Here is a 25,126-nt window from a genome sequence, read left to right as displayed (position 1 = left end):
AGGGAAAATTGAGATAATGATAGTATCATTCCAGCATAGGAAAACACATACAATTAGGGGGATATACGATGAAAGATATGGAACTATTGAATTCCAGAGAGGGACAAATAGTGCTTGCCCGAATGTACGGTCAACAGCAAATCTCTGAGCAAACGACTCGATATGAATCACTTATACAGGCGTATCGGGAGCATTTTGGTGTAGGGGATATTGAACTGTTTAGTGCTCCGGGGCGCTGCGAAATTGGTGGAAATCATACAGACCACAATCACGGGAAGGTGCTGGCAGGCAGTATTACACTTGATACCATCGCTGTAGCTTCTAAAGTGGAGGAGTCTGTAATTACATTCTTTTCTGAAGGCTACAAGACGAAGTACGTCATCGATTTAACTGACTTGTCGCCAAAACCGGAGGATGACAGTACGATGCTGCTGGTCCGTGGTATTGCCGCTGGTCTACTTGAATTCGGATACCGTATCGGGGGATTCCAAGCTTATATATCAAGTAATGTATTCTCTGCTTCAGGTTTAAGCTCTTCCGCTTCTTTTGAAATGTTGATATGTACGATATTAAATCATTTTTATAACGAGGGAGCGTTAGATGCTGTTGCTAAATCCAAAATTGGTCAGTATGCAGAAAATGGCTATTGGAACAAGCCGTCGGGGCTGCTCGATCAGATGGCTTGTGCGTATGGCGGCTTGATTTCCATTGACTTTGAAAATCCCAAGGAACCGATCATAAATCCTGTTCATTGGAATTTTGAACAAAACGGATATTCCCTCGTTATTGTAAATACAGGTGGAAATCATGCCGATTTAACGGACGATTACGCGGCAGTGCCCAACGAAATGCGTGCAGTGGCACAATCTTTAGGCGCAACGGTTTGCCGTGACTTATTGCCGGAGGATCTATATGCCAACCTCAAGATGGTCAGGGAAAAAGCAGGAGACCGTGCAGTGCTGCGGGCGTTGCATTTTTTTGAAGAAAATAGACGTGTGGATGAACAGGTGAAATCACTGGAGGAAGGGCGCTTTACTGATTTCCTGAGGCTCGTTACTGAATCTGGTAATTCCTCATGGAAATGGCTCCAAAACGTATATAGAAGTGGGATTGCGCGGGAACAAGACGTATCGGTTGCACTGGCTTTAACCGAAATGTATTTAAAGTCAATAGATAACAGCGCATGCAGAGTACATGGTGGTGGCTTTGCTGGTGTCATCTTGACGATTCTTCCGAATGATCATGTGGATGATTATAAGGAGTGGATCAGCGGCATGCTGGGAACTCCGGTACTTGTTGTCAACGTCCGTGAGGACGGTGCCGTTAATGTTAGTAATTTGATCAATGTTGAACGGACTCATTGCGAGTCTACAAACTAGTCAGTCAGTAGAAGACTTTAACCCATGGGTTAAGGTCTTCGTCCTTTTTATCGCCGATACAGCTTGGGTTTGCGTTATAATAAAGAGATGATAGTTTTAATGAAGGAGGGCCTGTCATGGCTATATACCCGTCCTGGTCCTATTCGCAATCGAGGGCTCAAACGTTCGATGAATGCTTACGCAAATACTATTATCATTATTACGGCTCGCATAATGGCTGGAATTCGGCACAGGGCACTGAAGAGCAAGTTACATTGTATCGGCTCAAGCAACTGAGCAACTTATATATTTTATTCGGGAATATTACGCATCAAATGTGTGAATCCGTCATACGTGGATGGATGGAAAAAGGGGCTATCCCGCGCACAGCATACCTTGAGACAGCTATGAAGAACATGTTGAATAACAGCTACAAGGAATCGCTACACCGTGAGCTATGGCTACAAGATCCGAAAAATCGCGTCATGCTGGCGGAGGTTTATTACGACGACGAGGTGCTTCCAGAACGGATCGCCCTTATTAAGGAGCGGCAGCACGCGGTGATACACAATTTGTACCGTACTGCGGTTTGGCGTGAACTGCAACAGGGAAAGGCCCGAATTGTAGAAGTGGAGAAGTGGGATACGATGCTCCTTCATGAGACGAAGGTGTATGTCAAAATGGATTTGCTCTACCGTAGAGACAATGGAGACATGGTCATCGTGGATTGGAAAACAGGCAAGGAAGGCGATTTTTCCGACCAGCTTTTTTTGTATGCTTCCTATGTGCAGGAGCACTATCAGCTTCCTTTGGAGAAGATTGAGGTACGTGTGGAGTATTTGATGACAGGAGAGCATGAGGTATATCGTCCCGCGCAAGAAGATATCGACAAAGTGGTTGGTAATGTAGGACGATACATCGATGAAATGAAGTCCTGTCTCGATGACGATTACTATAACCGCCCCAAGTCCGAGTCTTTCTTCACTCCGATGCCTTCACGCAGAGCGTGCGGAGGCTGTAATTTTCGTGAGGTGTGTAAGTACCGAGCGGTGTGAAATGACTTGATCGCCTTTGCCACCGGATTCCTACCCTAATTAAAGCTAGTGAATCCGGCCATATGGCAAATCTATAATTCTTCTATATTTTGAAACCGCTTTATAATTTAGATGACGCGAGGTATGATAAGGGTATTATTGGAAAATGTGAAGGAGGAAGTTAGGAAGATGACGAGTACAGAACACGCACGTATTCTATTTCAGGGAGATTCTATAACAGACGGAGGAAGGGGACGAAATGAGGATGCGAACCATTGGCTGGGTCAGAGTTATGTGTATCTGATCGCAGGTGCATTGGGGAGCCGTTTGACGACCACACAGCCAGAATTTGTGAACCGGGGAATTTCGGGGGATCGAGTTTCAGATTTGTATGCACGCTGGAATGAGGACATGTTTAGCCTGAAGCCGGATCTGCTCAGTATTCTAATCGGAGTGAACGACGCCTGGCGTATCGTCGAGCAGGAACCGTCCGGGGTGACGGACCGATTTGAACGAGCGTATCGCCACCTTCTGGAGGAAACGCGTGAAGTGATGCCTGATCTGGGACTCGTGCTGTGCGAGCCGTTTATTTTGAAAACAGGAGCTACCGAAGCGCGATGGAACATTTGGCAAGAAAAAATAACGGGGTATCAGCGTATTGTACGTCAGCTAGCGGACGAATTTGGTGCTGTATTTGTGCCGCTCCAGAGCATGTTGAACGAAGCCGCTACCCAGGCGGACGCCTCCTATTGGCTGCATGACGGGGTTCATCCGACAGCGGTTGGGCATCAGTTGATAGCTGATCAATGGATAGATATCGTGCAAAAGAGTCCGCTGGCGATTCGCTAACAGGGTCATACATAGTCTACTCCTTGTCATTTTTGGGTAATACACGATTATGGACATCATTACTTATGTTATGGTTCCATCCAAAAATGAATGTCAAAGGGGGTGCTTCTTGCTTCATCATGAACGGAGCAAGAGAGGGCTATGGAAACGATAAATATCATTCTGGTTATATTACTTATCGCATTAACTGCTTTTTTTGTGGCCTCGGAGTATTCCATTATTCGTGTGCGGGTATCTCGCATCAATCAATTGGCCTCAGAAGGCAACAAAAATGCGAAAGCTGTTAAAAACATTCTGTCTCGGCTGGACGAGTATTTATCTGCTTGTCAGCTCGGAACGACATTAACCTCAATGGCGCTAGGCTGGCTAGGGGAATCTACTGTTGAACATCTGCTACACCCCCTGTTTGTGCTGGCTCATATTCCGGCAGGCCTGACGGGAGTGCTCTCCTTTTTGCTGGCTTTTCTGATCTTGACCTATTTTGAGGTGGTCATTGGGGAGCTGGTACCGAAAACATTCGCCATACAGATTGCGGAACCGATGGCATTGTTTTTTGCCCGTCCGATCACGATATTTTATAAAATGACCTATCCTCTGAATTGGGTTCTTAGTCGTTCATCGCGTGTCATTACAGGTCTCTTTGGGCTCAAAAAAGTATCTGAAGAAGATGCAGCACTTAGTGAAGCTGAGCTTCGTTTGGCATTATCTGAAGGTTTTCGTAGTGGTGAAATTACACCGACAGAATATCGATATCTGAACAATGTATTTGATTTTGACGACCGTGCAGCGCAGGAAATTATGGTACCGCGCATCCACATCCGCTCCATCTCCCACCAGGCAACAGTGGCCGAGTTTATGGAGCTGATCGAGGACAAAGTTTATAATTTTCTACCTGTAGCTGAACATGGCGACCGGGATCGTATTATCGGGATGATTCGCGTTAAGGAAGCCCTGCATGATTTGGCACGTGGGCACAGCACAGGGAATACGACGATGGCTTCTTATATTCATCCGGTGCTTCAGGTTATCGAGACGGTTCAGGCTCGGGATCTGCTGATTCAGATGCAAAAACGGCGCATTCCAGTAGCGGTGCTGGTGGACGAATATGGTGGAACATCTGGACTTGTCACACTGGAGGATATTATGGAGGAGATTGTTGGAGACATTCCTTCCTATACCGACACCGAAACCCCCGCAGCGTTAACTCCACTCATTACAAAAACAGATGATCATCGTTACATACTCAAATCACAGGCGCTCATTCATGAGGTCAATCGGCGCTTGGAGACGGATATTGAGGCCGGGGACGTATATACGATTGGTGGATGGATGCTTTCAGAGCGTTTTGATATCCAGCAAGGAGACAAGCTGACCATCGGTTTATGGGAGTTTACTGTACTGGAAAAAAACAGTCACCAAATAGACACAATTGAAGCGATGAAGAAAGCAGTCGTTGAACAGAAAAATGACAATGATTTTTAATAATGGAAAATGGCTTTGTCGAGTAACAGCTTGCTTAAGATGTGACGAATAGCCTGTAAAGCTTGTGGCAACGCAATTTGTCCATCTTAAGATGCAAGCTGCTACCTGGTAACATATTGTTTTTTGTAATTAGGATAGGGGACTTAAGACTCTGTATCTTTATGCTCATAAATATATCTGTCTGTGAAAAATTCTACTAGAAATGTAGCAATTTTATGGTAAAATGGAATCAAATTTGAGTTTTTTGGGGTGGGCTACAGTACATGAAGATGTCACTAGGTACGAAAATGGTTACTGCATTTGTCTCAATTTCTGCAATAACCTATGGAACAAGCGCTTTTTTTATTTTTGTACTCAAGGACTGGCTTGCTCAAGGTACACAAGAATGGGTGTACACTTCGATCATTCTGTTATTGGGTGTCCTGTGGAGTGGCATTTTGGGCTGGTTGATCTCAAAATTACTCACGCGGCCCATTGTTAGGTTGGCGAAGGCGGCAGAGGAAGCTTCGGCGGGGAACCTGTCTGTTGTGATTCCTGAACGTCGCTCGGAGGATGAAATCAAAGTTCTGTATGATGCATTTCGACACATGATGCTGAACATTAAAGATATGTTCAATGAGATCTCGTACAGCACCAGAACCACTTCGCAAAGTGCGGAAAATCTGAGCTTGGCTATTGTACAGGCTACCACACAAATTGAGTCCATGTCTTCGGTGGTAGAAGATATTTTGAATGGCGTGGAGCAGCAAAAGCAAGCATCTGCCCAATCGATTAAAACAGCAGACCGAATGCTGGGCGATTTTAAAATGATGCGTAGCAAATCGGGACATATGCTGGAACTGTCAGGCCATATGGAGCATTCAGTAGATTCGACGCAGACCGTATTTTCATCCCTGATGGATGGAATGGGAGAGCTGACAGCATCACATGGTCGTTCGCAGCAGGTAATTGCACGACTGGAAAAAGAAGCTTCCCAAATTGAAGCGATTACAAGCACCGTGAAGGATATTGCTGAACAAACCCATTTGCTGGCGTTGAATGCTTCCATAGAAGCGGCGCGTGCGGGAGAAGAAGGGAACGGGTTTGCGGTAGTGGCTCACCAAATTCGCGCACTTGCCGCCCAAAGTACGGAGTCTGTGCAGCAAATAAATGCCATCGTTAGCCGTGTGCAGTCACAAATCGTAGAGACAGTGCAGTTGATGCATCAGCAAACGTCATTGGTCAGTGCCGAGGCGGAACGGACAAGCTCTGTGGATCAGACGCTGAACCATTTGAACGCTATTGTACGTGAATTTGTCGAGAGCATCCGTTTAATGGAAGAGGCCGTGACGGAGCAGACGAATCGGGTAGATCAAACCTTTGAGCAGATCCATCGTATTCAGCAAATGTCTGGGGCCTTCTCTGAAGGGGCTCACAAAATTTATACAGCTGCTCATGAGGAGACAGCAATTATGCAGGAAATTTCGTCTTCTTCCGAGGATTTGAAAGTGCTTACGAATAAACTCATGATGAAAACACGTGGAATGCAACTATAATCAGAAATCGTCATGTGAGGCATGATATATACGAACAAAATGTAGCCGCTATACACCGGAAAACGCAGCAAAATGGTTTCCCGGTGTGTAGCGGCTATTTTTTAATTTCAAAAAACTCACATTGTTTTCTAGGGTGGTAAGCCAGATCACTGACGCTGGATTGCACGACGATGGTTTGATCGTCAAAACGGATTATGATTCCGCCAGAGCCAATCAATTGGTCATCCTGAAATACTCGGACACGAAGATGACGTTCCAGTGCCTCATTGAAATCCTGATCTGTAATTAATCGGCGATTAATGGCCATGAGGGTTCTCCTTTGAATATAATATCTTTTATCATAAAGGTAAGGTATTGAACAAGCAAGAAACGCGGCTAGAACATAATTGGCTATTGGTTATAAAATAGAATGCAATGAAGCGAGAAAGAGATCGAGAAAGAGATCGAGAAAGAGATCAAAGGGGGCTAGCTATGGATAGGTCGTGGTCAGGGCCTTGGTTTGATGCCAACGCGCCAGAAGGGTTCGAGGCTTTTTCTCCGTCACATGGGTTGGCTGTATTGGGACTCATTGTTTGCGCTTTGCTGCTGTGGCTGACTAGGGGATGGATTCGGTCGAACAAGCCTGTAAGTGAGGGAATTCGCTGGTTGTTAATTACAGTCCTCATTCTGTCAGAGGTGACTCTGAATATTTGGTATGTGATGCAGCATATTTGGGATGTCCAGACTTCATTGCCATTAGAACTGTGTAGTGTGACACTGCTGTTGTCTATCCTGATGCTCATTTTTCGAAGCCGCTGGTTATATCCGATCATCCTTTTGCCGGAATTGGAGGGGCGCTCCAAGCAGTACTCACGCCTAATTTGGCATATGCCTTTCCGCATTATCGTTTTATCCATTTTTTCGTAGCTCATAGTGCTATTATTTTGGCAGCCTTGTATATGACCTGGATAGAAGGACTCAAACCGACATGGAAGAGTGTGGGGGGAGCTATGCTTTTTCTGAATGGCTTGGCGCTGATAGTGTGGATCGTAGACGATGCTCTCGGTGCTAACTACATGTTTCTAGCCGGAAAGCCGTCGACACCGTCGATATTGGATGTTTTGGGGCCATATCCTCTGTACATTCTGGCAGAAGAAGCCATTGCACTGCTGTTCTTTTCGCTTCTGATGCTGTTGTTCGAGGTGCTCCCGGGAGGCAGGCTGTATGTCCGCTTTCGCAAAGGAGCTGTGCATGGTGCTGATAGGTCGACATCAAAGCCGTTGTAAAGCCATATGAAAGCAGCCTTCTCCACAAGTATCTGACCAAGGATAAGGCTGCTAAGAATGCTAAGAATGCCTAAACAATAGTACGCCTGGGGATAACGTTCTCCATTCTAATACTTAACGCAGTAGTGATTCTGCTCCGTCTACATAAATTTCCGTACCCGATACATGAGATGACTCGTCTGAGGCGAGAAACAGGACCAGATTGGCAACCTGCTCTGGTTCACCAGGGGCATCCTCTAGCGGATGCTCTCCGCCCTTCGGAAATTCGACTGGAATTTGTACCTTCTTCAAGTCTTCCGAAGGGTATGTGTTATTGTCAATTTGCGTGTCGATGGCTCCCGGGCATATCGCGTTGACCCGAATTTTGTAACGTGCCAGCTCCAGCGCTGCCATTTTCATAAACGCAACCTGAGCTGCCTTGGTGGAGGCGTAGGCTGAGAATCCAATACCCGAAAAGGTTCGATTACCGTTGATGGAGCTGGTAATGATAATGCTGCCGCCGCGTTCTTTCAGGTAAGGAACGGCATATTTAACAGTAGCAAAGGTGCCGCGAAGATTAATGTTCATCGTGCGGTCCCATTCCTCTAGCTCCAGTGTCTCGATAGGGGCCATGGTGCCGTTAATGCCTGCGTTGGCGAACACGATATCCAACTTTCCGTACGTTTCCACGACTTTAGCGAACCCCTGCTGAATCATATCTGGCTTGGAAATATCACATTCCAGCACAAGTGCTTCACCGCCAGCCTGCTCAATAATTGCTTGGGTCTCCTCTGCATGCTTGGGTGTCCGATCCAGCATGACCACCTTGGCGCCTTGTTCTGCAAAACGGATCGCGGTCGCCTTGCCGATTCCTGAACCTCCACCACTGACCACTGCTATCTTTCCTTGCAATCTCTGCTCTGCCATTGACTATTCCTCCCATTCCGTTCATAAACTAAACCTGACTCGTTATTCCATACCTCTGTACGTTGATGGTGAAACAGTCACCGCTGGATTTCACCCCATTTGCGAAATATGGTAACATAGGGAACCAGCAGGAACTTATAGCAGGAACACGTATCGGGGAAGACCGGGTGACGGAGGTGGATCGAATTGAGCTATAACGCAAATGACCAACCCGAATCGACAGACGCTATAGCACTGACCGGAAAAGTGAAACCGTGGGCACTGAGCGGCCCCAGTATTCAAATCGATCCGTTGTTTCCCTATTACGCGAACCGTTCGCGGGACAGTATAGCAGATGAGATCGCCCTTGCGGGCTACCAGACCGTTCATTATTTTGTCGTGCGTGAAAATGAAGTGGATGGAGCGCTTGTTGCTGCTTTTCAACGCAGAGGCATAGCGGTGTGGGCGATGGTGCTAGGCAACGGTTCTTTTGGCGTGTCCCAGCTGCCGCCGGAGTGGAAAGGATGGCGCATGGAGCTGCTGCGCGAACCGAACGACGGGTTTCAGCGGCTTTCGCATTTTGCCCAGGAGTATGTGGAATGGAAAAAGAAAGCTGCTGCCCGGCTCGTCACCGACATTCCGTTCGACGGGTTCGAGGTGGCGGAGCCTTATTTCCCCGAATGGAACGGGCTGCGCAGTGGAGTGTACGGGGATATTGGGCCACATGCACAGCGCGCCTTTCGCGAGCGTAGCGGTGAGGACATTCCGGATTTTCGCGACAAGCATGCGCGGAATTATTACCGGAAGGTTCCGAAGCTGTACGCGCAGTGGGTTGATCTGCGTGTGGACGCCGTGAATGGCCTGATCAGCGAGCTGGTAAACGGTGCGGGTGGTGTGCGAGATGTCCGACCGGACATCTGTGTGGCGACATGGTCGCTTGCTGTGAGCGGACGCGGCGATGTCCCCGGCCAGCTACGGGAATGGCAGGGTCTTGACGCGGTAGCCATGATCGGGTGCGTAGCCCCGGATATGCACGTGCTCCAGACCCATTGGCCGGACTGGATGCGTCGCCGTCTGCCGCCGCAGTATACCCACGGCTACGCCCGCATCGCGCAGTCGATACGGGCCGCTTATCCGGGTCTGCCCCTCGGGGTGCAGGCGGATATCGGTTCTCTCGCGCGTATGGTTCGGGACCGTGAGTGGACGCGGCGGTTTGGCGCTGCCGCCTTGGATGGCGGGTACGACGCCTGGACCGCCTATGAATACCATTTGGGTGGTTACATGTACGATGAGCCGCCCAAACCGCTTAAGGCGGAACGATCAGCTGAAGATGAGGTGGTTATTTCTTTCAGCAAGCGGATTGCTACACCGTCTGTAGATGAGCTGCGTATATGGAGCCGGGAGGACAGAGCAGGTACAACACGTGACCTGAGCCGCCACCTAAGGAAGGATTCACTAACGTTGTTGGAGCTTGTGGATGCCGTAGCAGACGGAAACCGTCTATTGCTGCGTATACGCAATTTACCAGCGGGGGCGTTCAGCTTGCGCCTTGATGGTGTACAGGATACACCGGAGTTGTGGCTGCTTAAGGGGAGAAAGGTACATCGCAATCTGCCAGAGCATGAAGTGAAGATACCTTAAAATTTGGGTAATAACAAAATAACAGCTGTATAAACGGCTCATTTGCCGTAGCATTATTGAGTTGTATATATTAAGGCAACATCTTTTCAAAACATAAATAAATAGTGGAGTGAAAAAAGTATGTGGGATTGGGATTATCTGATTCGGGTCATGTTCGCTGGCTTGTGCGGTGCGTTAATCGGCTATGAACGGAAGAGTCGGATGAAGGAGGCAGGCATTCGCACGCATTTCATTGTCGGTATTGGCGCAGCGCTCATGATGGTGGTATCCAAATATGGTTTCCAGGATCAAGCCGCCTGGACTAACCTGTCGCTGGACCCTTCCAGAATAGCAGCGCAGGTTATAAGTGGAGTCGGCTTTATCGGCGCAGGGATGATTTTCACACAAAAAAATAGAATCAAAGGATTGACCACTGCCGCAGGCATCTGGACTACCGCCGGAATCGGTATAGCCGTAGGTGCAGGAATGTATGGACTTGGTGCAGGTGTGACGCTGTTTATTTTAGCGGCTCAGTCCTTGCTCCATAGTCGGTTTTATCAGATGGCTACCCCGTCTACGCGACAAGTGGTTGTTCAGGTCGACAATGAGCCGGGCGTACTGAATCGGATCAAAGAACTGCTGGAACATAAGAAGCTGACGATTCACAGCTTTCACGCCGAGCGCATCAATAACGGTGAACAGTTGGTTATTCATATGCTTCTAAAGCTGTCCCGGTCAGAGGGAGTGGAGGAATTGCTGTCACTGCTGCAAGAGATGGAAGGTATTCGTTCAGTCGAGGCCAAGTCCAATTAGACGAATATTTACTGCTCATACAGTAGTTTTTTTTGTCGAACGCTGGCGGCTCTTATAACGGAAAAAAAACTTTAAAAATAATGATTGAAAACGCTTCCTTTTGTGTATATACTCTTACTACATCATAGAGGCAGCAGCTTAGAGAGCATCAAGGGATAAGCAAAAACGACCTCACGCGTATGCGCAAGGTCGTTGCTGTTATCCCGTTTTGAAAGAATAATTTGAATGTCTTACTTTACTTTGACTGGAGCTGGATATTTTTTACCCAGCGTATCCACAGTTACTTTTTTCATCGTAGCCGGTTGGATCGGTTTGTCATTGCTATCCCGTTTGGAATTGACGATAGCATCGACCACGTCCAGCCCGGACGTTACTTTACCGAAAGCAGCATATTGACCGTCGAGGTAGTCCGCATCGGCAACCATGATGAAAAATTGCGATCCGGCCGAATCCAGATCCGCTGAGCGGGCCATGGATAATACGCCACGTGTATGTTTGAGTGTATTGTTAACACCATTGCTCTTGAATTCGCCTTTGATACTGTAGCCGGGGCCACCTGTACCGTTACCTTGCGGATCACCACCCTGAATCATAAAGCCTGGGATCACACGGTGGAAAATGGTGCCGTTATAGGCTCCCTTTTGTACCAAAGAAATGAAATTGTTAACCGTGTTCGGTGCTACTTCCGGATACAGCTCAAGCTTAATTTTCTTGCCATCATTCATGACAATCGTGACAATCGGATGGGAAACAGCCTTGTTCTTGTCTTTAGTCGCAGCAGGAGTTGAAGTGCTTGTCCGGCTGGCAGCTTCCACATCGGCCGCTTTTGTACCGCATCCAGCAACCAGCACGAGCATGATGGCCAGTAGGCACAGCGTGTACCATGGGCGTATCGTTTTTCGGTTCATTGATATTCCTCCTGAAAGGTTGGATGGTGTAACATCCTAATTTAAAGTTTGGGGGCAGCGCAGAACACTTTTCCATTTTCTATCATACCTTTTTTGCTGGGGATAAGGAAATACGGGTTTGAAAGCCGTATTCTTGACCCATACTGCTGCTATTCCCAAGGAAAGGGGCAGGATCATGATGGAGGTAGACAAAAAGCTGGCAAAAGGTCTCATATGGGGTATGGCGTTCAGTCTGCCGGTTTGGGTAGGGGTGCTGTACTCAGTACAACATATTCGTGACTGGCTATAACATAAAGCGTAAAGATAGGCCAAAACCGTTATGGTTTTGGCTTATTTGTATTTGTGCCAGTCCAAATTGCTGTTATTCAGCAGATGCTCAAAGTTGTTATCTAGCTTCTTCTGTTCAGCTTTTTTTGCTTCGACGGCACGCTGCCGTTCGTCTTCTTTACGCTTGTCCTGTTCTGCTTGGGCTTCATTGGCTTGAGCCTTAAGCTTATTCAGCACATCCTGACTCAACAGATCCTTTAACGTAGCAGGTTTGTCCTGAGGCGCAGGAGCAGGGGAAGACGAATTTCTTTTCTTAGCCATGTCATCATCTCCATTCCATTCGATTATATCAGCTTCTTCACGGTTGTTCCACGATGGAAGGATGAGGGGGGCGGTAGACTTTTCTAATTGAGGGGGTAATAATGGAATGAGCAGAAGGGACGTGTGGCATCATGCATCTATATTGGAAGCGAAACCTGGTCATTTTGTGGATTGGCGTGTTGTTTTGCAGCATGGCCTATTCCGTGTCTATTCCGTTTTTACCTATTTTTCTGAATACGGAAATGGGCGTAAATGATCATTTGGAACTGTGGTCGGGGACTGCCTTTGGAGTCACTTTTTTAGCCAGTGCGCTGATTGCCCCATTTTGGGGTTCGCTTGCAGATAAATATGGACGTAAGCCGATGCTGATTCGTTCAGGCTTTAGCCTGGCGGTGTTGTACCTGATATGTGCCTTTGTGACAGATCCATATGTGTTCGTAGGAGTACGACTGTTTCAAGGTCTTCTATCCGGGTTTATTCCTGCTGCGATTGCGCTGGTCGGAACGGGTTCGCCAGAAGAGAAAACGGGCTATGCGCTCGGTATAATGGCGACCGCTGGGGCGACAGGCAGCATTATAGGCCCGTTGATCGGTGGTGTAGTGAGCCATTATTATGGCAATCGGAATGCCTTTTTTTTCTCTGCAGCTCTTGTACTGGTATCTGCATTAATTGCGACCTTTGGCGCTAGAGAGGACAGCTTTAAGGGAACCCGTACCCGCTCGCATGTTCGTGATGATATCAAGGAGGCTATTGCTAATCGGCCTTTGTATTTTTTGCTTATTTTGGCGGGATTAAGCACCTTTTCTGTTATGATACTGGAACCATTAATTACGGTATACGTGCTTGAGATGGGAGTTGACCGCAGCCAAGCGTCTCTAAGTTCCGGAATTGTATTCTCAGCCGTAGGTATTGCGGCCGTGCTGATGGCCCCCCGGTGGGGACGGATTGGAGGACGGACCGGATTTGCACACGTGCTGCTGATTGGGCTGATCGGTTCGGGAATCGGGAATATTCTACAATTTTATGTAACCAACTTCGTTGGTTTTGGTGCGCTTCGGTTTGGATATGGATTGTTTTATGCGTCCGTTATGCCTGCTATCAACGCAATGACTGTGGAGGTCACCAAGCCGGAGTTTCGCGGACGAGCCTTTAGCTTGAATCAATCAGCCACCCAACTCGCGACCATGGCAGGGCCGTTGATTGGCGGCATGCTTGGCAGCTGGATGCCAATCCGCTGGATCTTTGTGTTAAACGGTGGCATATTGCTGCTTGCAGCGTTGTTGCTATGGGCCAAGGGAAAAAACGTTTTTCCGGTTTCAGCCAAGAAGAACGTCACGGATCAGGATATTCATTCTGCCGGATAGGAGAATGACAGCAGATTGTCTAATGGCATAAGCTTAAGGCTCCTAGAGCAGGTCTTTTTTTGCGCGATTAGATAATTATCCCAAACCTTTACTTTTAGTATACTTATTCATAACCCTCTACACTGATAATATGACAAGGAGGGATATATTATGATAAGAGACGACATTTTGCGTCAACAGCTTGAGAATGCTCGTCAAAAGCTGTATATTTTGCAAGCAAAACATGGTTTTAATCATGCCAGTGTGCTCAGACAGTCTGTAATTATGGATAACCTCATCAATCAATATAACCACCTTTTTTATATAAAAGAAAAAAAACCGACGGCATAAATGTAACCGATGGGCGAGAAACTTTTGGTAAGGTCACTCGCCCTTGTATTGTAGCGCTGATACTTATAACAACGATGCTTGTCTTAACTTTTCTAACTAGTGTGCAATCTATCATTTTAGGTACGGTTTGTTTGATGGGCACTTAGTAAAACACCGATAATAACGACCAAACCGCCGATGATTTGGCGCCATGTAATCGTTTCTTGCAAAAGCAACACAGAAAATAAGACTCCAAATATCGGAACCAAATTCATCAGAGAAACGGAACTGCTCGGTGACAGCTTGATTAATCCGTAATTATAAAGCAAAAACGCGATAACGGAGCAGAATACACCCAGATATACTAACAACATAAACGATCCTGTTGTTGGAACCTGCCAACGATCCTCTTCTAATAGAGCCAACGGTATAAAAAAGATACTCCCTGCAACGGTTTGGTAAAAAGATAACGTCACGGGTGGATATTTGTCCACAACCTTACGCGTCATGAAAGTGTAAAACGCCCACGCAAAACCCGTCCCGATTAATATTAAATTTCCGATGAGTTGATTCTTACTATCCGAACTTTCGCCAACTGAAGTCAAGAAATATACCCCGATCATGGCCAGTGCTATGCCGCAAATTTTATATTTGGATATTTTCACTTTATACAAAATAAGCTCAAGCAGCGACGTAATTGCGGGATATGATGCAACAATCAATGCTGCGTTGGAAGCGGTAGTCAGGCTAACCCCTATATTCTCCATTGAAAAATATAAAGTGATTCCCAAAACACCACTAAACGAAATCGTAGCCAAATCCTTTGGCTTTACTTTGACATGTTCTTTTTTAATCAGCAAAACGATACCTAGCACTACGGAAGCTATAATAAATCTGGATAGACCCAAGGTAAGCGGGGGGAACGTCGTGTAGGCTGCTTTGGTGGCAATAAACGATGTACTCCAGATCAATAGGGCCAGGATCGTAGAACCGTAGTAAATCCTGTTGCTTTCGCTGTGATGAGCTATGACTTTGTTCAAGTTAAATCCTCCCTGAGGTAATCCCCTGTGAAATACAATAGTTGCTACTATAGTGACTACTATAAAAACGTTACTAAAAAGATAGTGTGTATATCAGTTTTTGTCAAGGGGAAGTGATATAGTAAGGATGAACACGAATTGAGGAGAAGACGTCATGAAACCAAAACCAAATATATTAGAAATTCTACGGGATTTGAATTTTAGTGAATATGAAGCCAAGGCTTATGTGACCTTATTGGAAAGCTCTCCGCTTTCGGGATACGCCGTTTCATTGAATTCCGGGGTACCGAGATCCAAAATTTACGAGGTTTTGTCTGGAATGGTCAACCGTGGGGACATCATGGTCAGTCAAGAAAATACGCCTCTGTATGTGCCGCTTCCGCCACATGAATTGATTGCCCAGAGAAAACGCAAAGCAGAGCAGATTTTCAATGTGGCGCAAGAGAGTTTGGAGCAGTACACGGCATCATTTCAAAATAGAGAGAATATTTGGAATATTTCGGGGTATGAAGCCATTATCAATCGTATAAATGAAGGGGTAAAAGGAGCTAAACACCGAATTTTATTGGAAATTTGGAAAGAGGATGCCGAGGTGTTCCGAGATGCCTTAGAGCAAGTAGCCCAACAAGGAATTGAAGTGATCATTGTAGCGTATGGGGAGCTTAACTTTGATTTCGCTACTGTTTACCGCCATGATATGAGTGAAGAGATTACGTCCGAAATTGGGGGGCGGTGGATTGTACTTAGCATAGACGACCGGGAGGTCGTAGCTGGCATACTTTCACTAGGAGATGACAGCCGCGCTGCATGGACGTTGCATCCGGGTCTGGTGATGCCGATTACGGAAGTGATTATTCATGATATTTATATCATGGAAATCCTATATGAGTTCCGTGAACAATTAGAAGAGAAATTCGGCCCTAATCTAATCCATCTCCGCAATAAATTTGCTATGGGTCCGAATGGCAAAGGATATTATATTCCTTTGACTGAAAAAAGCATGAAACGTGTATAGAGATTGTCTGAGGTCCGATGTGCAAAAATAAACAGGCCCATGGAGTGTTATTCCATGAGCCTAATTTTATTGGATGTTGTGTTCTATTATTTTACGGTTACAATCACACGTTGATAATGCTTTAAAGGATGTTTTCCATTGTCCTGTACTTCTGCAATGATATGAAGCGTATTCCCTGACTTAGCATCTGCGGGAACTGTGAAACTAACTGCATTCGTATCACTACCTTGCAAGTCAATCGTGTTTACTTTCTCTCATTTTTGTTCCCCACTCTGAACGCTCCTATGATGTTTTTTAGGATTATGACCATGTAAGTATTCTTTTTATTCAAGATTTAGGCATAAAAAAAACCTAAACATATATATGTCTCAACAATAGTTGAGCATATATACATTTAGGTTTTGCCTGCATGATCAGTCACAATCCTGATCCGATTTTACATCAATGTCCGAGAAAATGAAAGCGGTTTACAAGTCCCAGCATAAAATTAGTTTTACGCTTTGAATAAACCGGATTCTTTGACTTCAGATAGGAAGTTGTGGAACTCAGGAATGTTCAGCTGTTGCTGAGCATCGGACAAAGCGACTGCCGGGTTCGGATGGACCTCCACCATGATACCGTCGGCTCCAGCAGCCAGGGCAGCTTTGGCGCAAGGGGCCAGGATGTCCTTACGGCCTGTCGAGTGAGTCACGTCCACCAATACAGGCAGATGACTTTCCTTTTTCAAAATCGGAACAGCGGAAATATCCAGCGTGTTACGCGTCCATTTTTCGTACGTACGGATACCGCGTTCAATCAGCATGACTTGCGTGTTACCACGGGAAACGATGTATTCAGCAGCATGAAGGAACTCTTCCATTGTTGCAGCCAGTCCGCGTTTGAGCAGAACCGGAGTTCTTGTTTCACCCGCAGCTTTGAGCAATTCAAAGTTGTGCATGTTACGCGCACCAATTTGAATAATGTCGATGTATTGGATCGCTTCCTCCAAATGTCTTGGATCGACGATTTCACTGATTGTAGCCAGCCCGAACTCATCACCTACACGTTTGAGAATTTGCAGTCCTTCCACGCCCAGTCCTTGGAAATCGTACGGAGACGTACGTGGTTTAAACGCGCCACCACGAAGAATCGGCACACCGGCTTCCTTGAGAGCCGCACCTACTTCACGAGTTTGCTGGTAGCTTTCCACCGAGCATGGACCTGCGACCATGATGGAGGCTTTGCCGCCTACCAGCGTATCTTTAACCTTAATAATTGTGCTATCTGGTTGATTTTTGCGGCTGACGATCAGATGTTTTTTGTGTTCTTCTTTTTGATAGTTCAAAGAAGCCTTGAAAATATTTTTGAACAGTTGGCGAATCGTAGCATCGTCAAAAGGCCCACGGTTAGCCGCGATCAGCTTGTCCAGCATTTGTTGCTCACGTACCGGATCAAAGTCAGGTACCCCTTGAGCTTCCTTCAATTTTCCAAGTTGTCCGGCCAGTTCAGCGCGTTGGGACAGCAGCTCCAGCAATTGCAAATTTGTAGCATCGAGTTGTTCACGCAGCAGCTCCAAAGAATTTTCATTTGTAGACATACAGTACTACACCCTTCCCGAATTTAATTTGTTTTTTCTGTCAGTCCATGGACTTTTTTGCAGAAAATAACACAAAAAGGCACTCGCCGCAAGGGACGAATGCCGTGGTACCACCCTAATTACAGAAGTATACATACGAATCGTCAACGTCGTTCAGTCGACAGCAGTAACTTCTGAGCTTGATGCCCGTAACGGGGGCTTCCGGAAACCTCTACTCGGACAAAGGAATGAATCCTTCTGTCGGTTCAAGGCTCGACTCGGGAGTGAATTTCAACGCGGGATTGCGGTACGCTCTCAGCAATTCGTACCTTTCTGTGGGAATCCGTTAGACGTTTACTTGTCTCCGTCGATGTCTTTGTTCATGGTATTCAAAAGATTTGACCTTATTTTAAACAAAGTAGGTACAGAAGGCAAGCCCTGATTATCAGGTTCAAGTTTTTGCCCTTGAATTGCTGCCCTTTTATTTTCCTTGATCCCTGGGTTCGGGATTCGCAGATGCGACTCCTCGTGGGTTATCTTCGGTCGAGGTATCGTCCGTATTCGTCTTGTCCGCAGTCCTACGGTCGTCTGCTTCCACAGGATTCAAGGCTTTATACCGTTTGTATTCCATATCGGCCTGAGACATCGGATCTTTATACATAGGAGATCAGTCAACTCCTTTCTGTTATACACTACATTACCCGCATAGCAGAATGGGTAACCGTTTTCTTTCACTCGATAAAATGAAGTGGTTAATCCAGCATATCGTCGCTTTCCAGTTGATCTTCTTCATCCCCATCGGTACCATTCAGCAAATCGGTACCATGCAGGAATTCGGCAGGAGCAGAAGGATCAACGGGACTGTTCGGTGTCAGTTCATCGGCATCTGGTACGTCCTCCAGAGGAGTATCCGGCCCTTCGGTCAGATTCTCCCAGTTGGTTTCTGCATTTTGCAGAGAAGGCTCAAAATCATTGTCATGTAGCTCAGTAGTTCGATCGTCACGATTTGCCATGTTGCTCAGCTCCTTTACTTTTTGTTGCTTATTCCGACCTTACCCAAACAGCGGAACGGCTAAACCTTCAGTTAGTGTGTCTGTAGGAAGTTAAAATCATGCGAATAGGGAGATGCCCATTCTCAATTAGCGTTTTTTTGGTAACTGCTGTGATATGATAAAGAAGATAGGGAGGGATATGAATTGGAATGGTACATGTTTGGTCCGATGATTAGTCGTATCCGCGTAGGACAAAAGGCATCTACCCCGGGATTTTCCCGCACCCTCATTCGACGCCCGGAAGGCTTATACTGGACAGATGGCGGACAGGCCGGAAAAATAGTAGAAATACGCGATTATTTATTTTCCGATATTTGGACGATCTATGAAGATGAAGATTGTGAACCATGGTTGGGGCTTAGAGAGCAGAAAGAGCGGCGCGAACAGGAAATGATCATTAATCAATATGAAGATTTTACAAAAAATGAGTAAAAAGAACATGATATCCTTCTTGTGAAGAAGGTATGCACATCATCGTATAGAATAATATAATTTCAGGACGTAAAAAATGTTAAAACGTATACAAACTTGTAAATCCTACTATGTAACTTTGAGGTGCTTAATATGAGGCATGTGCCCAAAGCTGTCGCCGCCCTGCTAGCGGTCATTGTGATGCTGTTGTCGCTGGGTCACTCCGCCTATGCGGCCAAAATGACCCCGGAAGGGGATTATAAAATACCCTCCTGGGATATGAGATGGGGAGAGGTAGACGAGGATGGCTCTTTAGATGAGGTAAAGAATCCCAGCAAGATCTGGATGCATATTGAAGATGATACACAACTGCTTAGGCAGCCCGGCAATATAGGCTCCGCCTGGATTCGTATTAAGTTACCTTCGCTAAATGATGAAACGCCAGCGATCCTTTTTGAAAATATTTATGGCAGGCATATTACGCTGTATAAGGATGGAACCAATTTTTACGAATCCTACCGTGGGTACAATTATGAGAATAATCGTATTCTGATTCCGCTGAAGCCGGAAGACAGCGGTAAAACATTATACATATGGACGGAAAGCAGTAAGAATAGACTGGGCATCATCGGTAATGTGATGACCGGTGATTATCGTGATTTGTTAGGGACCTTGGTCAGAATGGATGTTTTAGATATTGTACTGGGCAGTACGTTTATCTTTATCGCCCTGGTGCTACTGATCTGCTCGTTTTTCCTGTTCCGTCCGAGTATGGCCATGTGGCTTTCCCTAAGTGCGATTGTATTGTCTATTGGTCTGATGATCGTAACGTATTCACCATTCTTGTATACATTCTATCGCGGCTACGGCAAGCTGTACTTACAACTTTTTGATGTGGCACTATTTATTCTGCTGCCCTCATTAGCCTTCTTTTTTGAGCAAAACATCAATTCGATTATACTGATTCGCAAATTCAGAAAGTTGTTAACCGCCTACTCTTTGTTCTGCTTTACCATGATGATTGTGAATTTAGGAGCACAGGAGCGGTTGAACAACATATATTATTTTTTTAGTGTAGTCATTCTGGGTATATTACTCGTCGCCTTAATGATACTGCTGGTATTTGCTTCGGTTCGCATGGCACTTAAGGGTGATCACGAAGCGATCATCTTATCGACAGGCTTTGCATTTTTTGCAGTTATCTCTATCGGGGAGCTGAGCTGGTTTTTCATTCTGGACGGACACTACAATATGTTTTTGTGGAAATGGGGCGTGTTCGGCTTTGTACTGGCGTTGATCGCGATTTTGGGCAGAAGGCTGGCAGAAAAGCACAAACAGGTGGTTCGGTATTCCAGAGAACTGGAGATGTTCAATAATGAGCTTCAACGTTCGGAGAAAATGGAGATTATTAGCGATCTGGCTGCATCTGTAGCTCATGAGGTACGTAATCCCCTTCAAGTTACACGTGGATTTCTTCAGTTGATGAGCAAGCAGGAGGATGGTAAGAACAAAGACTATCTACATATCGCTCTGGAGGAGCTGGATCGAGCTTCCGCGATTATTACTGATTTTCTGACCTTTGCCAAGCCAGAATTTGACCAAACCAAAACGTTGACCATATTGGACGAATTCAAGCATATTGAAGGAATCATCAGTCCAATGGCTAATTTGCAAGGTGGGAAAATTTCGCTGGATATTCCCCAGGAAATCAAAGTACGCGGGAATTCCTCCAAGTTCAAGCAGGCGTTCATCAATATCATCAAAAACAGTATTGAAGCGTTGGGAGACCAGGGGCTTATTCATATATGGGCTTATGTGGATAACGGAGAAGCTGTCATTCATATTCGGGATAATGGTGAAGGGATGGATGCTCAGACTTTATCCAGACTAGGTGAGCCTTATTTTTCGAATAAGACAAAAGGCACGGGTTTAGGAATGATGGTGACTTTTCGGATTATTGAAACGATGAATGGAAAAATAACTTTTACAAGTGCAAAAGGGGTGGGAACAGAAGCGACCATCCGCTTCCCCGTAGCCGGATAATATCCGGCTTTTTTTGCGTTCGGAGAAAACGGAGGGAAGCTTGCTGAGCCCACCCCTATGAGGTTAAGGAATCTAGATTAAATAAGCATTAACAATCATTCTACCACATTGAGCGAGGTTTCTGGGATGCAGCGAGCACGCCGGAGGGGTCTGGAGGAATTACCAGAAAAAACTGATCAGGCGTTTCTTCTAATGTTTTGATTTGGATATGATCGGGGATCACGACTCCTAACACATCACGAATTGCAGATTTGGGATCAGTCATCAGTTTCTCTCTGAAACTGGCATCCTCCCAAGCTTTTTGAATGACTTGTGTTTGAAGAACTTCAGTAGCCATCAAAAATCACCCTCTCATTCAATTGGTTATATTTACCTAGTCAGTATACCACGAAGGGCTCAGAAAAATCTAGCATTATTTCATATTTTTGGAGAGCCAGTAGTCAAGTCCGCCTCTTCTCAAATGCGAGCGTCCGCCTTCAATTTCTGCCGCCACTTCGCCCAGCTCAGCTGCGATAGAATGTGCAAAGCTATGTAGGCCGTGGATAGAAGGCTCCAGGGTCTCTAACTGTTGGACTGCTTGATCGGCAATGTTCACATAGCTGGCAAGCGCACCGCGTACATAAATCGCTTCCTGAATCTGTTTGGGTCCCAATCCTTCACAGTAAGCCGTCTTTTGCTCGGCACTGATATGGGACAAAAGACAGTTATAGCTATGTTCGACCAAATCTTCTGACCAATCCGCCCAATCATCCGACATTTGAAGCACGAGTAGCGCCAAGTCCGTCATATTTGTAATGTTTTGAATCAGATCAGCACGGCCTGCGAGCAGCAAAGCACCCGTTCCGGCCATTTTTAATGGACTTGCTTTCAGCGCGACCTTATTTTTTTCTCCTTGAAAATAGTCCTCTGTTCCTTCGGATATCACACTAACGGCCCATTCATCAACATACGTTCGGGCATATGACCAAAAAGGAGAGGTTGCCGGAAAAAGGTCCCGATATACGCTTAGACACTCGGTATAGAATAGTTGACTTAAAGCGAGTTGCGTTTTACGGTTGTCTGCTGCTGTGTCCATCACATCGTCTTGAATTAAATAGTGAGCCATGACGAACACGTTGCCAAGTGACAGCCTGCGGCATGTTTCGGGGGGCAGTCCTGTGAGTTCTTGCAGCCAAAATGGAAGCAAATAGCATATGTAATTACGCGTGCTGTCTTCCCGCAACGGATTAAAACGCGCCAGATAGTCCAAACCCTCTTGCTGAAAGGGAGCTGGAAACGTGGACGTCCGTTCCTCCGCTTGACGAAATACTTTTTCCAATTCGTCTTTGTATGCAAAATACCATTCCATCGCCATCACCTGCATCTCTTATGAATATTTTTATAGCGACTTCTAGTTGTTACCCGCCATTATACAACAGATTGCAATTTTCAAGATTTTGTTATTTTTACATTGAGAATGTTGTAAAAAGGATATCGACAAAAATCCCGGTTGGGAAGATCCCGCCGGGATTTTGTTTTTTTAAATTAGATGATCTCTAAATAGTCAATATAAGCATCCCATGTCCCATTATCGGCTGTTACAACAAGCTCAATCTCTTGATTTCCGGTTCCATGGCTGACATTGTTTAAAGTATAGACCGCAGGACTGTTCCCGCCGTAGTAGAAGGTACCCTTCGTTTGTCCACCAATTTTCAAGTCAACTTTGGCCATGTTGGAATTATTTGAAGCACCACGGAGTGAAAAACTATGGGTGCCGCTGGTAAAATTCTGTGTGAATTTCACTGAATCATTGTTGGAGTATAAAGCCACTCCGTTGAACGGCGAGCTGATATTTGAAGTATACTGACCGCCTTTGGTCATATTCTCTGCTTCCACTTTTGTACCTTTGTTTGGCGGCGTTTCGCCGTTTCCGCCATCAGGCGCTACCGCCCGGCCATTGCTTGGTGAGATCATACCAGAGCAAAGGTTACGATTTTTGAGGTTCTGTGCAATTTGTGGAATAGCTTGGAGTGTAGTCTGGTACTGATCATGCATCAGGATCACATCGCCGTTTTTAAGTTTGCCCGCAGCAGCTACGATCTGTGCGGTGGAGGCGCCGTTCCAGTCTTGGGAGTCAACGTTCCACAATACTTCGGTAAGACCGTTTTGGGTCTCAATGGATTTGAGGGTTGCGTTGGTCTCGCCATACGGAGGACGGAACAACTTTGGTGCCGTGCCAGTAATGGACTGTATCGTTTGCTGCGTGCGTGTAATTTCCGATGACATCTGCGATGTGCTCAGTTGTGTCATATGCGGATGTGACCATGAATGATTACCGATCCACATGCCTGCTGCTTGCTGGTCACGTACAAGCGAAGGATTATTCTGCGCGTTTTGTCCAAGATTAAAGAGCGTCGCGCGTAAACCGTTTTGCTTCAGAGCACTAAGAAGCGCTTTGGTGTTAGAGGGATTGGGACCATCGTCGAAGGTTAACGCTACATAACCGCTCGAGCAATCAGCCGCAAGCGCCTGGTTGCTCGAGATCACCAGCGAGCCTGTGAATAAAGACAAGGTGATTGACATAATCGCCGTCCATTTTCCTGCTTTAGCTATAAACATGGGTCTACCTCCTAGCTATTTTAATATAGTATGGATGTTCCGATAACTCCGAACCGATTCAACTCTTTACTAGATTTGAAATTTTATTCGATCTCCAAATAGTTAATATAAGCATCCCATGTCCCGTCATCGGCTGTTACAACGAGCTCGATCTCTTGGTTTCTGGTGCCATTATTGCCGCCAATCGTAATTGTATTACTAGTTACATTGGCACTCCGACTGCTTTGGTATCCCTCTACAGTAAGTAAATATTCATACATCTTGTCCATGTCTTCCCACTTTTTGAAGTGCTCGCTGACCGATATGGTTTTGCTCGTGCGTTTGGATGTCCATAAAAATAACCTTATTTTTTTGTTTCATTGGACTTTCTTCCTGTAGCCTCACTATGATGCAGTGCATTCTGTAGTAGCTTGATGAAACATGTCTTTCCAAAAATAAAATTGTAAACGTTTACAATTTTATTTTATCATATTTTCCTTAATATATAACTTGAAAAATTTCAAGTTATATTGTAGAAAGTATAGTTATTCATTCTTGCTCACTCTACAGGATAGGGTTCCCAAGGAGCGCGTGTAGATCGAAGGTTGGGTGTAATTGTGATAGCAATGTTCATAATTTCTTTTTTCCCGTCTTATGGTTACTTAACAGGCGAAAATATGAATAAAAATAGCGGGAAAAGAAAATATTATTTTAAAAAGGATGAAAGAAGGGTCTGCAACATGAAAAAACAATGGAAATTGACCGCTGCTATCCTGTATGGAGGAGTGATGATGTATGGCACTGCGGGTGCAGCTGGAGCTTCCGGGACGGAACCGAGTAATTCGTTGCAAACTCTCACTCCCAACGACTCTATCCAAGGGGCAACCCGCCAATGGAATGCTGAACCACAGGACGAACACGGGCATGTTCACAGACATAGGCACGGCAAAAGGCCTGGCGGCTTGAATCACCATCTCAACGAGAAAGTAGCCAAGCTGCTGGGCATCACTCCTGTCCAGTTAGAGAAAGAGCTGGGACAAGGGAAGTCGTTGGCCGAGGTTGCTAAAAGCAAAGGCATCAAAGAGGAACAGCTCATTGATAAGTTGAAGAATGAAATGACCGTGGACTTGAAACGGCTTGTGAACCGTAAAGGCCCGATTACATTCGATCGTAAGTCCGGCGCTTCGAATGAAGCTCAATTGAAGCGTTAGCCGGGGATACCGTGGTATATCTGCTCTTGAATAAGTCGAGGAGTAGATCGTTTGACAATAAAAAAAGGATGGGGGAAACCCATCCTCAGATTGTCGAGAAACCCCGTCATTTTGAGACGTGGGTTTCTTTTTCACATCATAATGCTCTGGTCTCTGGAGAAGCAGGGGGGGGTTACCCCTGTTTCTCCAGGCGATCTAGGTGGATCGCCATC

The 25,126-nt window shown here is 45.9% G+C and carries 25 protein-coding genes, 3 pseudogenes and 1 other annotated feature; of the genes and pseudogenes, 15 read left to right on the top strand and 13 right to left on the bottom strand.

Annotation, left to right across the window (positions count from 1 at the left end; all coding sequences use genetic code 11):
- Nucleotides 1–68 precede the first annotated feature (68 nt).
- The 5 genes from ACWA2B_RS22850 (at nucleotide 69) to ACWA2B_RS22830 (ending at nucleotide 6,258) form a co-directional block, all read left to right on the top strand.
- Complete coding sequence (locus tag ACWA2B_RS22850) at nucleotides 69–1,379, top strand: galactokinase (RefSeq protein WP_029516099.1); 1,311 nt, start codon at nucleotides 69–71, stop codon at nucleotides 1,377–1,379.
- Between the two features lie 116 nt (nucleotides 1,380–1,495).
- A complete protein-coding gene (locus ACWA2B_RS22845; RefSeq protein WP_029516100.1) occupies nucleotides 1,496–2,413 on the top strand; it encodes a PD-(D/E)XK nuclease family protein in 918 nt (305 codons plus the stop codon).
- Nucleotides 2,414–2,581: 168 nt separating this feature from the next.
- Nucleotides 2,582–3,241, top strand: coding sequence for an SGNH/GDSL hydrolase family protein (locus tag ACWA2B_RS22840; protein ID WP_318627026.1), 660 nt, complete (start codon nucleotides 2,582–2,584; stop codon nucleotides 3,239–3,241).
- Nucleotides 3,242–3,382: 141 nt separating this feature from the next.
- Nucleotides 3,383–4,723 carry a hemolysin family protein gene (locus ACWA2B_RS22835; protein WP_341038914.1) on the top strand — a complete coding sequence of 447 codons (1,341 nt, stop codon included), beginning with the start codon at nucleotides 3,383–3,385 and terminating at the stop codon, nucleotides 4,721–4,723.
- A gap of 263 nt (nucleotides 4,724–4,986) precedes the next feature.
- Complete coding sequence (locus ACWA2B_RS22830) at nucleotides 4,987–6,258, top strand: methyl-accepting chemotaxis protein (protein WP_029516103.1); 1,272 nt, start codon at nucleotides 4,987–4,989, stop codon at nucleotides 6,256–6,258.
- 94 nt (nucleotides 6,259–6,352) lie between these two features.
- Here ACWA2B_RS22830 and ACWA2B_RS22825 read toward each other — a convergent pair whose 3' ends face one another.
- Nucleotides 6,353–6,565, bottom strand: coding sequence for a hypothetical protein (locus ACWA2B_RS22825; RefSeq protein WP_013309048.1), 213 nt, complete (start codon nucleotides 6,563–6,565; stop codon nucleotides 6,353–6,355).
- Nucleotides 6,566–6,729: 164 nt separating this feature from the next.
- Here ACWA2B_RS22825 and ACWA2B_RS22820 point away from each other — a divergent pair.
- A pseudogene (locus ACWA2B_RS22820) lies at nucleotides 6,730–7,523 on the top strand (YwaF family protein).
- A 114-nt stretch (nucleotides 7,524–7,637) separates the two neighbouring features.
- Here the strand turns inward: ACWA2B_RS22820 and ACWA2B_RS22815 are convergent.
- A complete protein-coding gene (locus ACWA2B_RS22815) occupies nucleotides 7,638–8,429 on the bottom strand; it encodes an SDR family oxidoreductase (protein WP_165144479.1) in 792 nt (263 codons plus the stop codon).
- 65 nt (nucleotides 8,430–8,494) lie between these two features.
- Between ACWA2B_RS22815 and ACWA2B_RS22810 the strand changes: the two genes are divergently transcribed.
- From ACWA2B_RS22810 to ACWA2B_RS22800, 3 genes are all read left to right on the top strand, one after another.
- Entirely contained in the window at nucleotides 8,495–8,626 is a 132-nt protein-coding gene (locus tag ACWA2B_RS22810; RefSeq protein ID WP_275041130.1) for a hypothetical protein, read from the top strand.
- The gene (locus tag ACWA2B_RS22805) at nucleotides 8,616–10,049 is read left to right on the top strand and encodes an N-acyl-D-glucosamine 2-epimerase (protein WP_449292644.1); all 1,434 of its coding nucleotides are present in this window, start codon (nucleotides 8,616–8,618) and stop codon (nucleotides 10,047–10,049) included. The genes ACWA2B_RS22810 and ACWA2B_RS22805 overlap by 11 nt, the downstream gene beginning before the upstream one ends.
- Before the next feature lie 120 nt (nucleotides 10,050–10,169).
- Nucleotides 10,170–10,841: an MgtC/SapB family protein gene (locus ACWA2B_RS22800; protein ID WP_029516107.1), complete on the top strand. Its 672-nt coding sequence runs from the start codon at nucleotides 10,170–10,172 to the stop codon at nucleotides 10,839–10,841.
- A gap of 230 nt (nucleotides 10,842–11,071) precedes the next feature.
- On the opposite strand, the gene ACWA2B_RS22795 is transcribed toward ACWA2B_RS22800, so the two are convergent.
- Together ACWA2B_RS22795 and ACWA2B_RS22790 are read right to left on the bottom strand one after the other, a co-directional pair.
- Nucleotides 11,072–11,749 carry a peptidylprolyl isomerase gene (locus ACWA2B_RS22795; RefSeq protein ID WP_029516108.1) on the bottom strand — a complete coding sequence of 226 codons (678 nt, stop codon included), beginning with the start codon at nucleotides 11,747–11,749 and terminating at the stop codon, nucleotides 11,072–11,074.
- A gap of 330 nt (nucleotides 11,750–12,079) precedes the next feature.
- A complete protein-coding gene (locus ACWA2B_RS22790) occupies nucleotides 12,080–12,337 on the bottom strand; it encodes a YqkE family protein (protein WP_029516109.1) in 258 nt (85 codons plus the stop codon).
- A 131-nt stretch (nucleotides 12,338–12,468) separates the two neighbouring features.
- Here ACWA2B_RS22790 and ACWA2B_RS22785 point away from each other — a divergent pair, with 131 nt between their 5' ends.
- Together ACWA2B_RS22785 and ACWA2B_RS22780 are read left to right on the top strand one after the other, a co-directional pair.
- Nucleotides 12,469–13,701 (top strand): MFS transporter, encoded by a 1,233-nt coding sequence (locus tag ACWA2B_RS22785; RefSeq protein ID WP_069010364.1) that lies wholly within the window; start codon nucleotides 12,469–12,471, stop codon nucleotides 13,699–13,701.
- Between the two features lie 150 nt (nucleotides 13,702–13,851).
- Nucleotides 13,852–14,031, top strand: coding sequence for an aspartyl-phosphate phosphatase Spo0E family protein (locus ACWA2B_RS22780; protein WP_023987319.1), 180 nt, complete (start codon nucleotides 13,852–13,854; stop codon nucleotides 14,029–14,031).
- A gap of 116 nt (nucleotides 14,032–14,147) precedes the next feature.
- Here the strand turns inward: ACWA2B_RS22780 and ACWA2B_RS22775 are convergent, their stop codons facing one another.
- Nucleotides 14,148–15,050, bottom strand: coding sequence for a DMT family transporter (locus ACWA2B_RS22775; RefSeq protein ID WP_449292643.1), 903 nt, complete (start codon nucleotides 15,048–15,050; stop codon nucleotides 14,148–14,150).
- 154 nt (nucleotides 15,051–15,204) lie between these two features.
- Between ACWA2B_RS22775 and ACWA2B_RS22770 the strand changes: the two genes are divergently transcribed.
- On the top strand, nucleotides 15,205–16,065 hold the full coding sequence (locus ACWA2B_RS22770; RefSeq protein ID WP_029516112.1) for a TrmB family transcriptional regulator: 861 nt from the start codon (nucleotides 15,205–15,207) through the stop codon (nucleotides 16,063–16,065).
- An 86-nt stretch (nucleotides 16,066–16,151) separates the two neighbouring features.
- On the opposite strand, the pseudogene ACWA2B_RS22765 reads toward ACWA2B_RS22770, so the two are convergent.
- The 4 genes and pseudogenes from ACWA2B_RS22765 to ACWA2B_RS22750 form a co-directional block, all read right to left on the bottom strand.
- Nucleotides 16,152–16,319: pseudogene (locus tag ACWA2B_RS22765) on the bottom strand (hypothetical protein); the annotation flags it as partial.
- A 239-nt stretch (nucleotides 16,320–16,558) separates the two neighbouring features.
- The gene (locus tag ACWA2B_RS22760) at nucleotides 16,559–17,641 is read right to left on the bottom strand and encodes a bifunctional 3-deoxy-7-phosphoheptulonate synthase/chorismate mutase (RefSeq protein ID WP_029516113.1); all 1,083 of its coding nucleotides are present in this window, start codon (nucleotides 17,639–17,641) and stop codon (nucleotides 16,559–16,561) included.
- Between the two features lie 88 nt (nucleotides 17,642–17,729).
- Nucleotides 17,730–18,000: a binding site (T-box leader), on the bottom strand.
- Between the two features lie 101 nt (nucleotides 18,001–18,101).
- On the bottom strand, nucleotides 18,102–18,266 hold the full coding sequence (locus ACWA2B_RS22755; RefSeq protein ID WP_239645146.1) for a hypothetical protein: 165 nt from the start codon (nucleotides 18,264–18,266) through the stop codon (nucleotides 18,102–18,104).
- A gap of 106 nt (nucleotides 18,267–18,372) precedes the next feature.
- Nucleotides 18,373–18,633, bottom strand: coding sequence for a hypothetical protein (locus ACWA2B_RS22750; RefSeq protein WP_029516115.1), 261 nt, complete (start codon nucleotides 18,631–18,633; stop codon nucleotides 18,373–18,375).
- Between the two features lie 183 nt (nucleotides 18,634–18,816).
- Here ACWA2B_RS22750 and ACWA2B_RS22745 point away from each other — a divergent pair, with 183 nt between their 5' ends.
- Together ACWA2B_RS22745 and ACWA2B_RS22740 are read left to right on the top strand one after the other, a co-directional pair.
- Nucleotides 18,817–19,104 carry a hypothetical protein gene (locus ACWA2B_RS22745; protein ID WP_023987328.1) on the top strand — a complete coding sequence of 96 codons (288 nt, stop codon included), beginning with the start codon at nucleotides 18,817–18,819 and terminating at the stop codon, nucleotides 19,102–19,104.
- Nucleotides 19,105–19,236: 132 nt separating this feature from the next.
- The gene (locus ACWA2B_RS22740) at nucleotides 19,237–21,126 is read left to right on the top strand and encodes an ATP-binding protein (RefSeq protein WP_449292642.1); all 1,890 of its coding nucleotides are present in this window, start codon (nucleotides 19,237–19,239) and stop codon (nucleotides 21,124–21,126) included.
- A 100-nt stretch (nucleotides 21,127–21,226) separates the two neighbouring features.
- On the opposite strand, the gene ACWA2B_RS22735 is transcribed toward ACWA2B_RS22740, so the two are convergent.
- The 4 genes and pseudogenes from ACWA2B_RS22735 to ACWA2B_RS22720 form a co-directional block, all read right to left on the bottom strand.
- Nucleotides 21,227–21,463 carry an NHLP leader peptide family RiPP precursor gene (locus ACWA2B_RS22735; protein WP_013309068.1) on the bottom strand — a complete coding sequence of 79 codons (237 nt, stop codon included), beginning with the start codon at nucleotides 21,461–21,463 and terminating at the stop codon, nucleotides 21,227–21,229.
- Between the two features lie 75 nt (nucleotides 21,464–21,538).
- Nucleotides 21,539–22,474 (bottom strand): hypothetical protein, encoded by a 936-nt coding sequence (locus ACWA2B_RS22730; RefSeq protein ID WP_029516118.1) that lies wholly within the window; start codon nucleotides 22,472–22,474, stop codon nucleotides 21,539–21,541.
- A 176-nt stretch (nucleotides 22,475–22,650) separates the two neighbouring features.
- Nucleotides 22,651–23,724 (bottom strand): polysaccharide deacetylase family protein, encoded by a 1,074-nt coding sequence (locus ACWA2B_RS22725; RefSeq protein ID WP_029516119.1) that lies wholly within the window; start codon nucleotides 23,722–23,724, stop codon nucleotides 22,651–22,653.
- An 83-nt stretch (nucleotides 23,725–23,807) separates the two neighbouring features.
- Nucleotides 23,808–24,050, bottom strand: a pseudogene (locus tag ACWA2B_RS22720) (hypothetical protein); the annotation flags it as partial.
- 393 nt (nucleotides 24,051–24,443) lie between these two features.
- Here ACWA2B_RS22720 and ACWA2B_RS22715 point away from each other — a divergent pair.
- The gene (locus ACWA2B_RS22715) at nucleotides 24,444–24,914 is read left to right on the top strand and encodes a hypothetical protein (protein WP_342434922.1); all 471 of its coding nucleotides are present in this window, start codon (nucleotides 24,444–24,446) and stop codon (nucleotides 24,912–24,914) included.
- Nucleotides 24,915–25,126: the final 212 nt, after the last annotated feature.

It is taken from the genome of Paenibacillus sp. CMM36, assembly GCF_053570945.1.
This window is presented reverse-complemented; position numbering and strand designations above follow the sequence as displayed.

Excerpts from the sequence above, each read along its gene's own strand:
- ACWA2B_RS22850 (WP_029516099.1), top strand. The coding sequence starts at position 69 with ATGAAAGATATGGAACTATTGAATTCCAGAGAGGGACAAATAGTGCTT.
- ACWA2B_RS22845 (WP_029516100.1), top strand. The coding sequence starts at position 1,496 with ATGGCTATATACCCGTCCTGGTCCTATTCGCAATCGAGGGCTCAAACG.
- ACWA2B_RS22840 (WP_318627026.1), top strand. The coding sequence starts at position 2,582 with ATGACGAGTACAGAACACGCACGTATTCTATTTCAGGGAGATTCTATA.
- ACWA2B_RS22835 (WP_341038914.1), top strand. The coding sequence starts at position 3,383 with ATGGAAACGATAAATATCATTCTGGTTATATTACTTATCGCATTAACT.
- ACWA2B_RS22830 (WP_029516103.1), top strand. The coding sequence starts at position 4,987 with ATGAAGATGTCACTAGGTACGAAAATGGTTACTGCATTTGTCTCAATT.
- ACWA2B_RS22825 (WP_013309048.1), bottom strand. The coding sequence starts at position 6,565 with ATGGCCATTAATCGCCGATTAATTACAGATCAGGATTTCAATGAGGCA.
- ACWA2B_RS22815 (WP_165144479.1), bottom strand. The coding sequence starts at position 8,429 with ATGGCAGAGCAGAGATTGCAAGGAAAGATAGCAGTGGTCAGTGGTGGA.
- ACWA2B_RS22810 (WP_275041130.1), top strand. The coding sequence starts at position 8,495 with ATGGTGAAACAGTCACCGCTGGATTTCACCCCATTTGCGAAATATGGT.
- ACWA2B_RS22800 (WP_029516107.1), top strand. The coding sequence starts at position 10,170 with ATGTGGGATTGGGATTATCTGATTCGGGTCATGTTCGCTGGCTTGTGC.
- ACWA2B_RS22795 (WP_029516108.1), bottom strand. The coding sequence starts at position 11,749 with ATGAACCGAAAAACGATACGCCCATGGTACACGCTGTGCCTACTGGCC.
- ACWA2B_RS22790 (WP_029516109.1), bottom strand. The coding sequence starts at position 12,337 with ATGGCTAAGAAAAGAAATTCGTCTTCCCCTGCTCCTGCGCCTCAGGAC.
- ACWA2B_RS22785 (WP_069010364.1), top strand. The coding sequence starts at position 12,469 with ATGCATCTATATTGGAAGCGAAACCTGGTCATTTTGTGGATTGGCGTG.
- ACWA2B_RS22780 (WP_023987319.1), top strand. The coding sequence starts at position 13,852 with ATGATAAGAGACGACATTTTGCGTCAACAGCTTGAGAATGCTCGTCAA.
- ACWA2B_RS22770 (WP_029516112.1), top strand. The coding sequence starts at position 15,205 with ATGAAACCAAAACCAAATATATTAGAAATTCTACGGGATTTGAATTTT.
- ACWA2B_RS22760 (WP_029516113.1), bottom strand. The coding sequence starts at position 17,641 with ATGTCTACAAATGAAAATTCTTTGGAGCTGCTGCGTGAACAACTCGAT.
- ACWA2B_RS22755 (WP_239645146.1), bottom strand. The coding sequence starts at position 18,266 with ATGTCTCAGGCCGATATGGAATACAAACGGTATAAAGCCTTGAATCCT.
- ACWA2B_RS22750 (WP_029516115.1), bottom strand. The coding sequence starts at position 18,633 with ATGGCAAATCGTGACGATCGAACTACTGAGCTACATGACAATGATTTT.
- ACWA2B_RS22740 (WP_449292642.1), top strand. The coding sequence starts at position 19,237 with ATGAGGCATGTGCCCAAAGCTGTCGCCGCCCTGCTAGCGGTCATTGTG.
- ACWA2B_RS22735 (WP_013309068.1), bottom strand. The coding sequence starts at position 21,463 with ATGGCTACTGAAGTTCTTCAAACACAAGTCATTCAAAAAGCTTGGGAG.
- ACWA2B_RS22730 (WP_029516118.1), bottom strand. The coding sequence starts at position 22,474 with ATGGAATGGTATTTTGCATACAAAGACGAATTGGAAAAAGTATTTCGT.
- ACWA2B_RS22725 (WP_029516119.1), bottom strand. The coding sequence starts at position 23,724 with ATGTTTATAGCTAAAGCAGGAAAATGGACGGCGATTATGTCAATCACC.
- ACWA2B_RS22715 (WP_342434922.1), top strand. The coding sequence starts at position 24,444 with ATGAAAAAACAATGGAAATTGACCGCTGCTATCCTGTATGGAGGAGTG.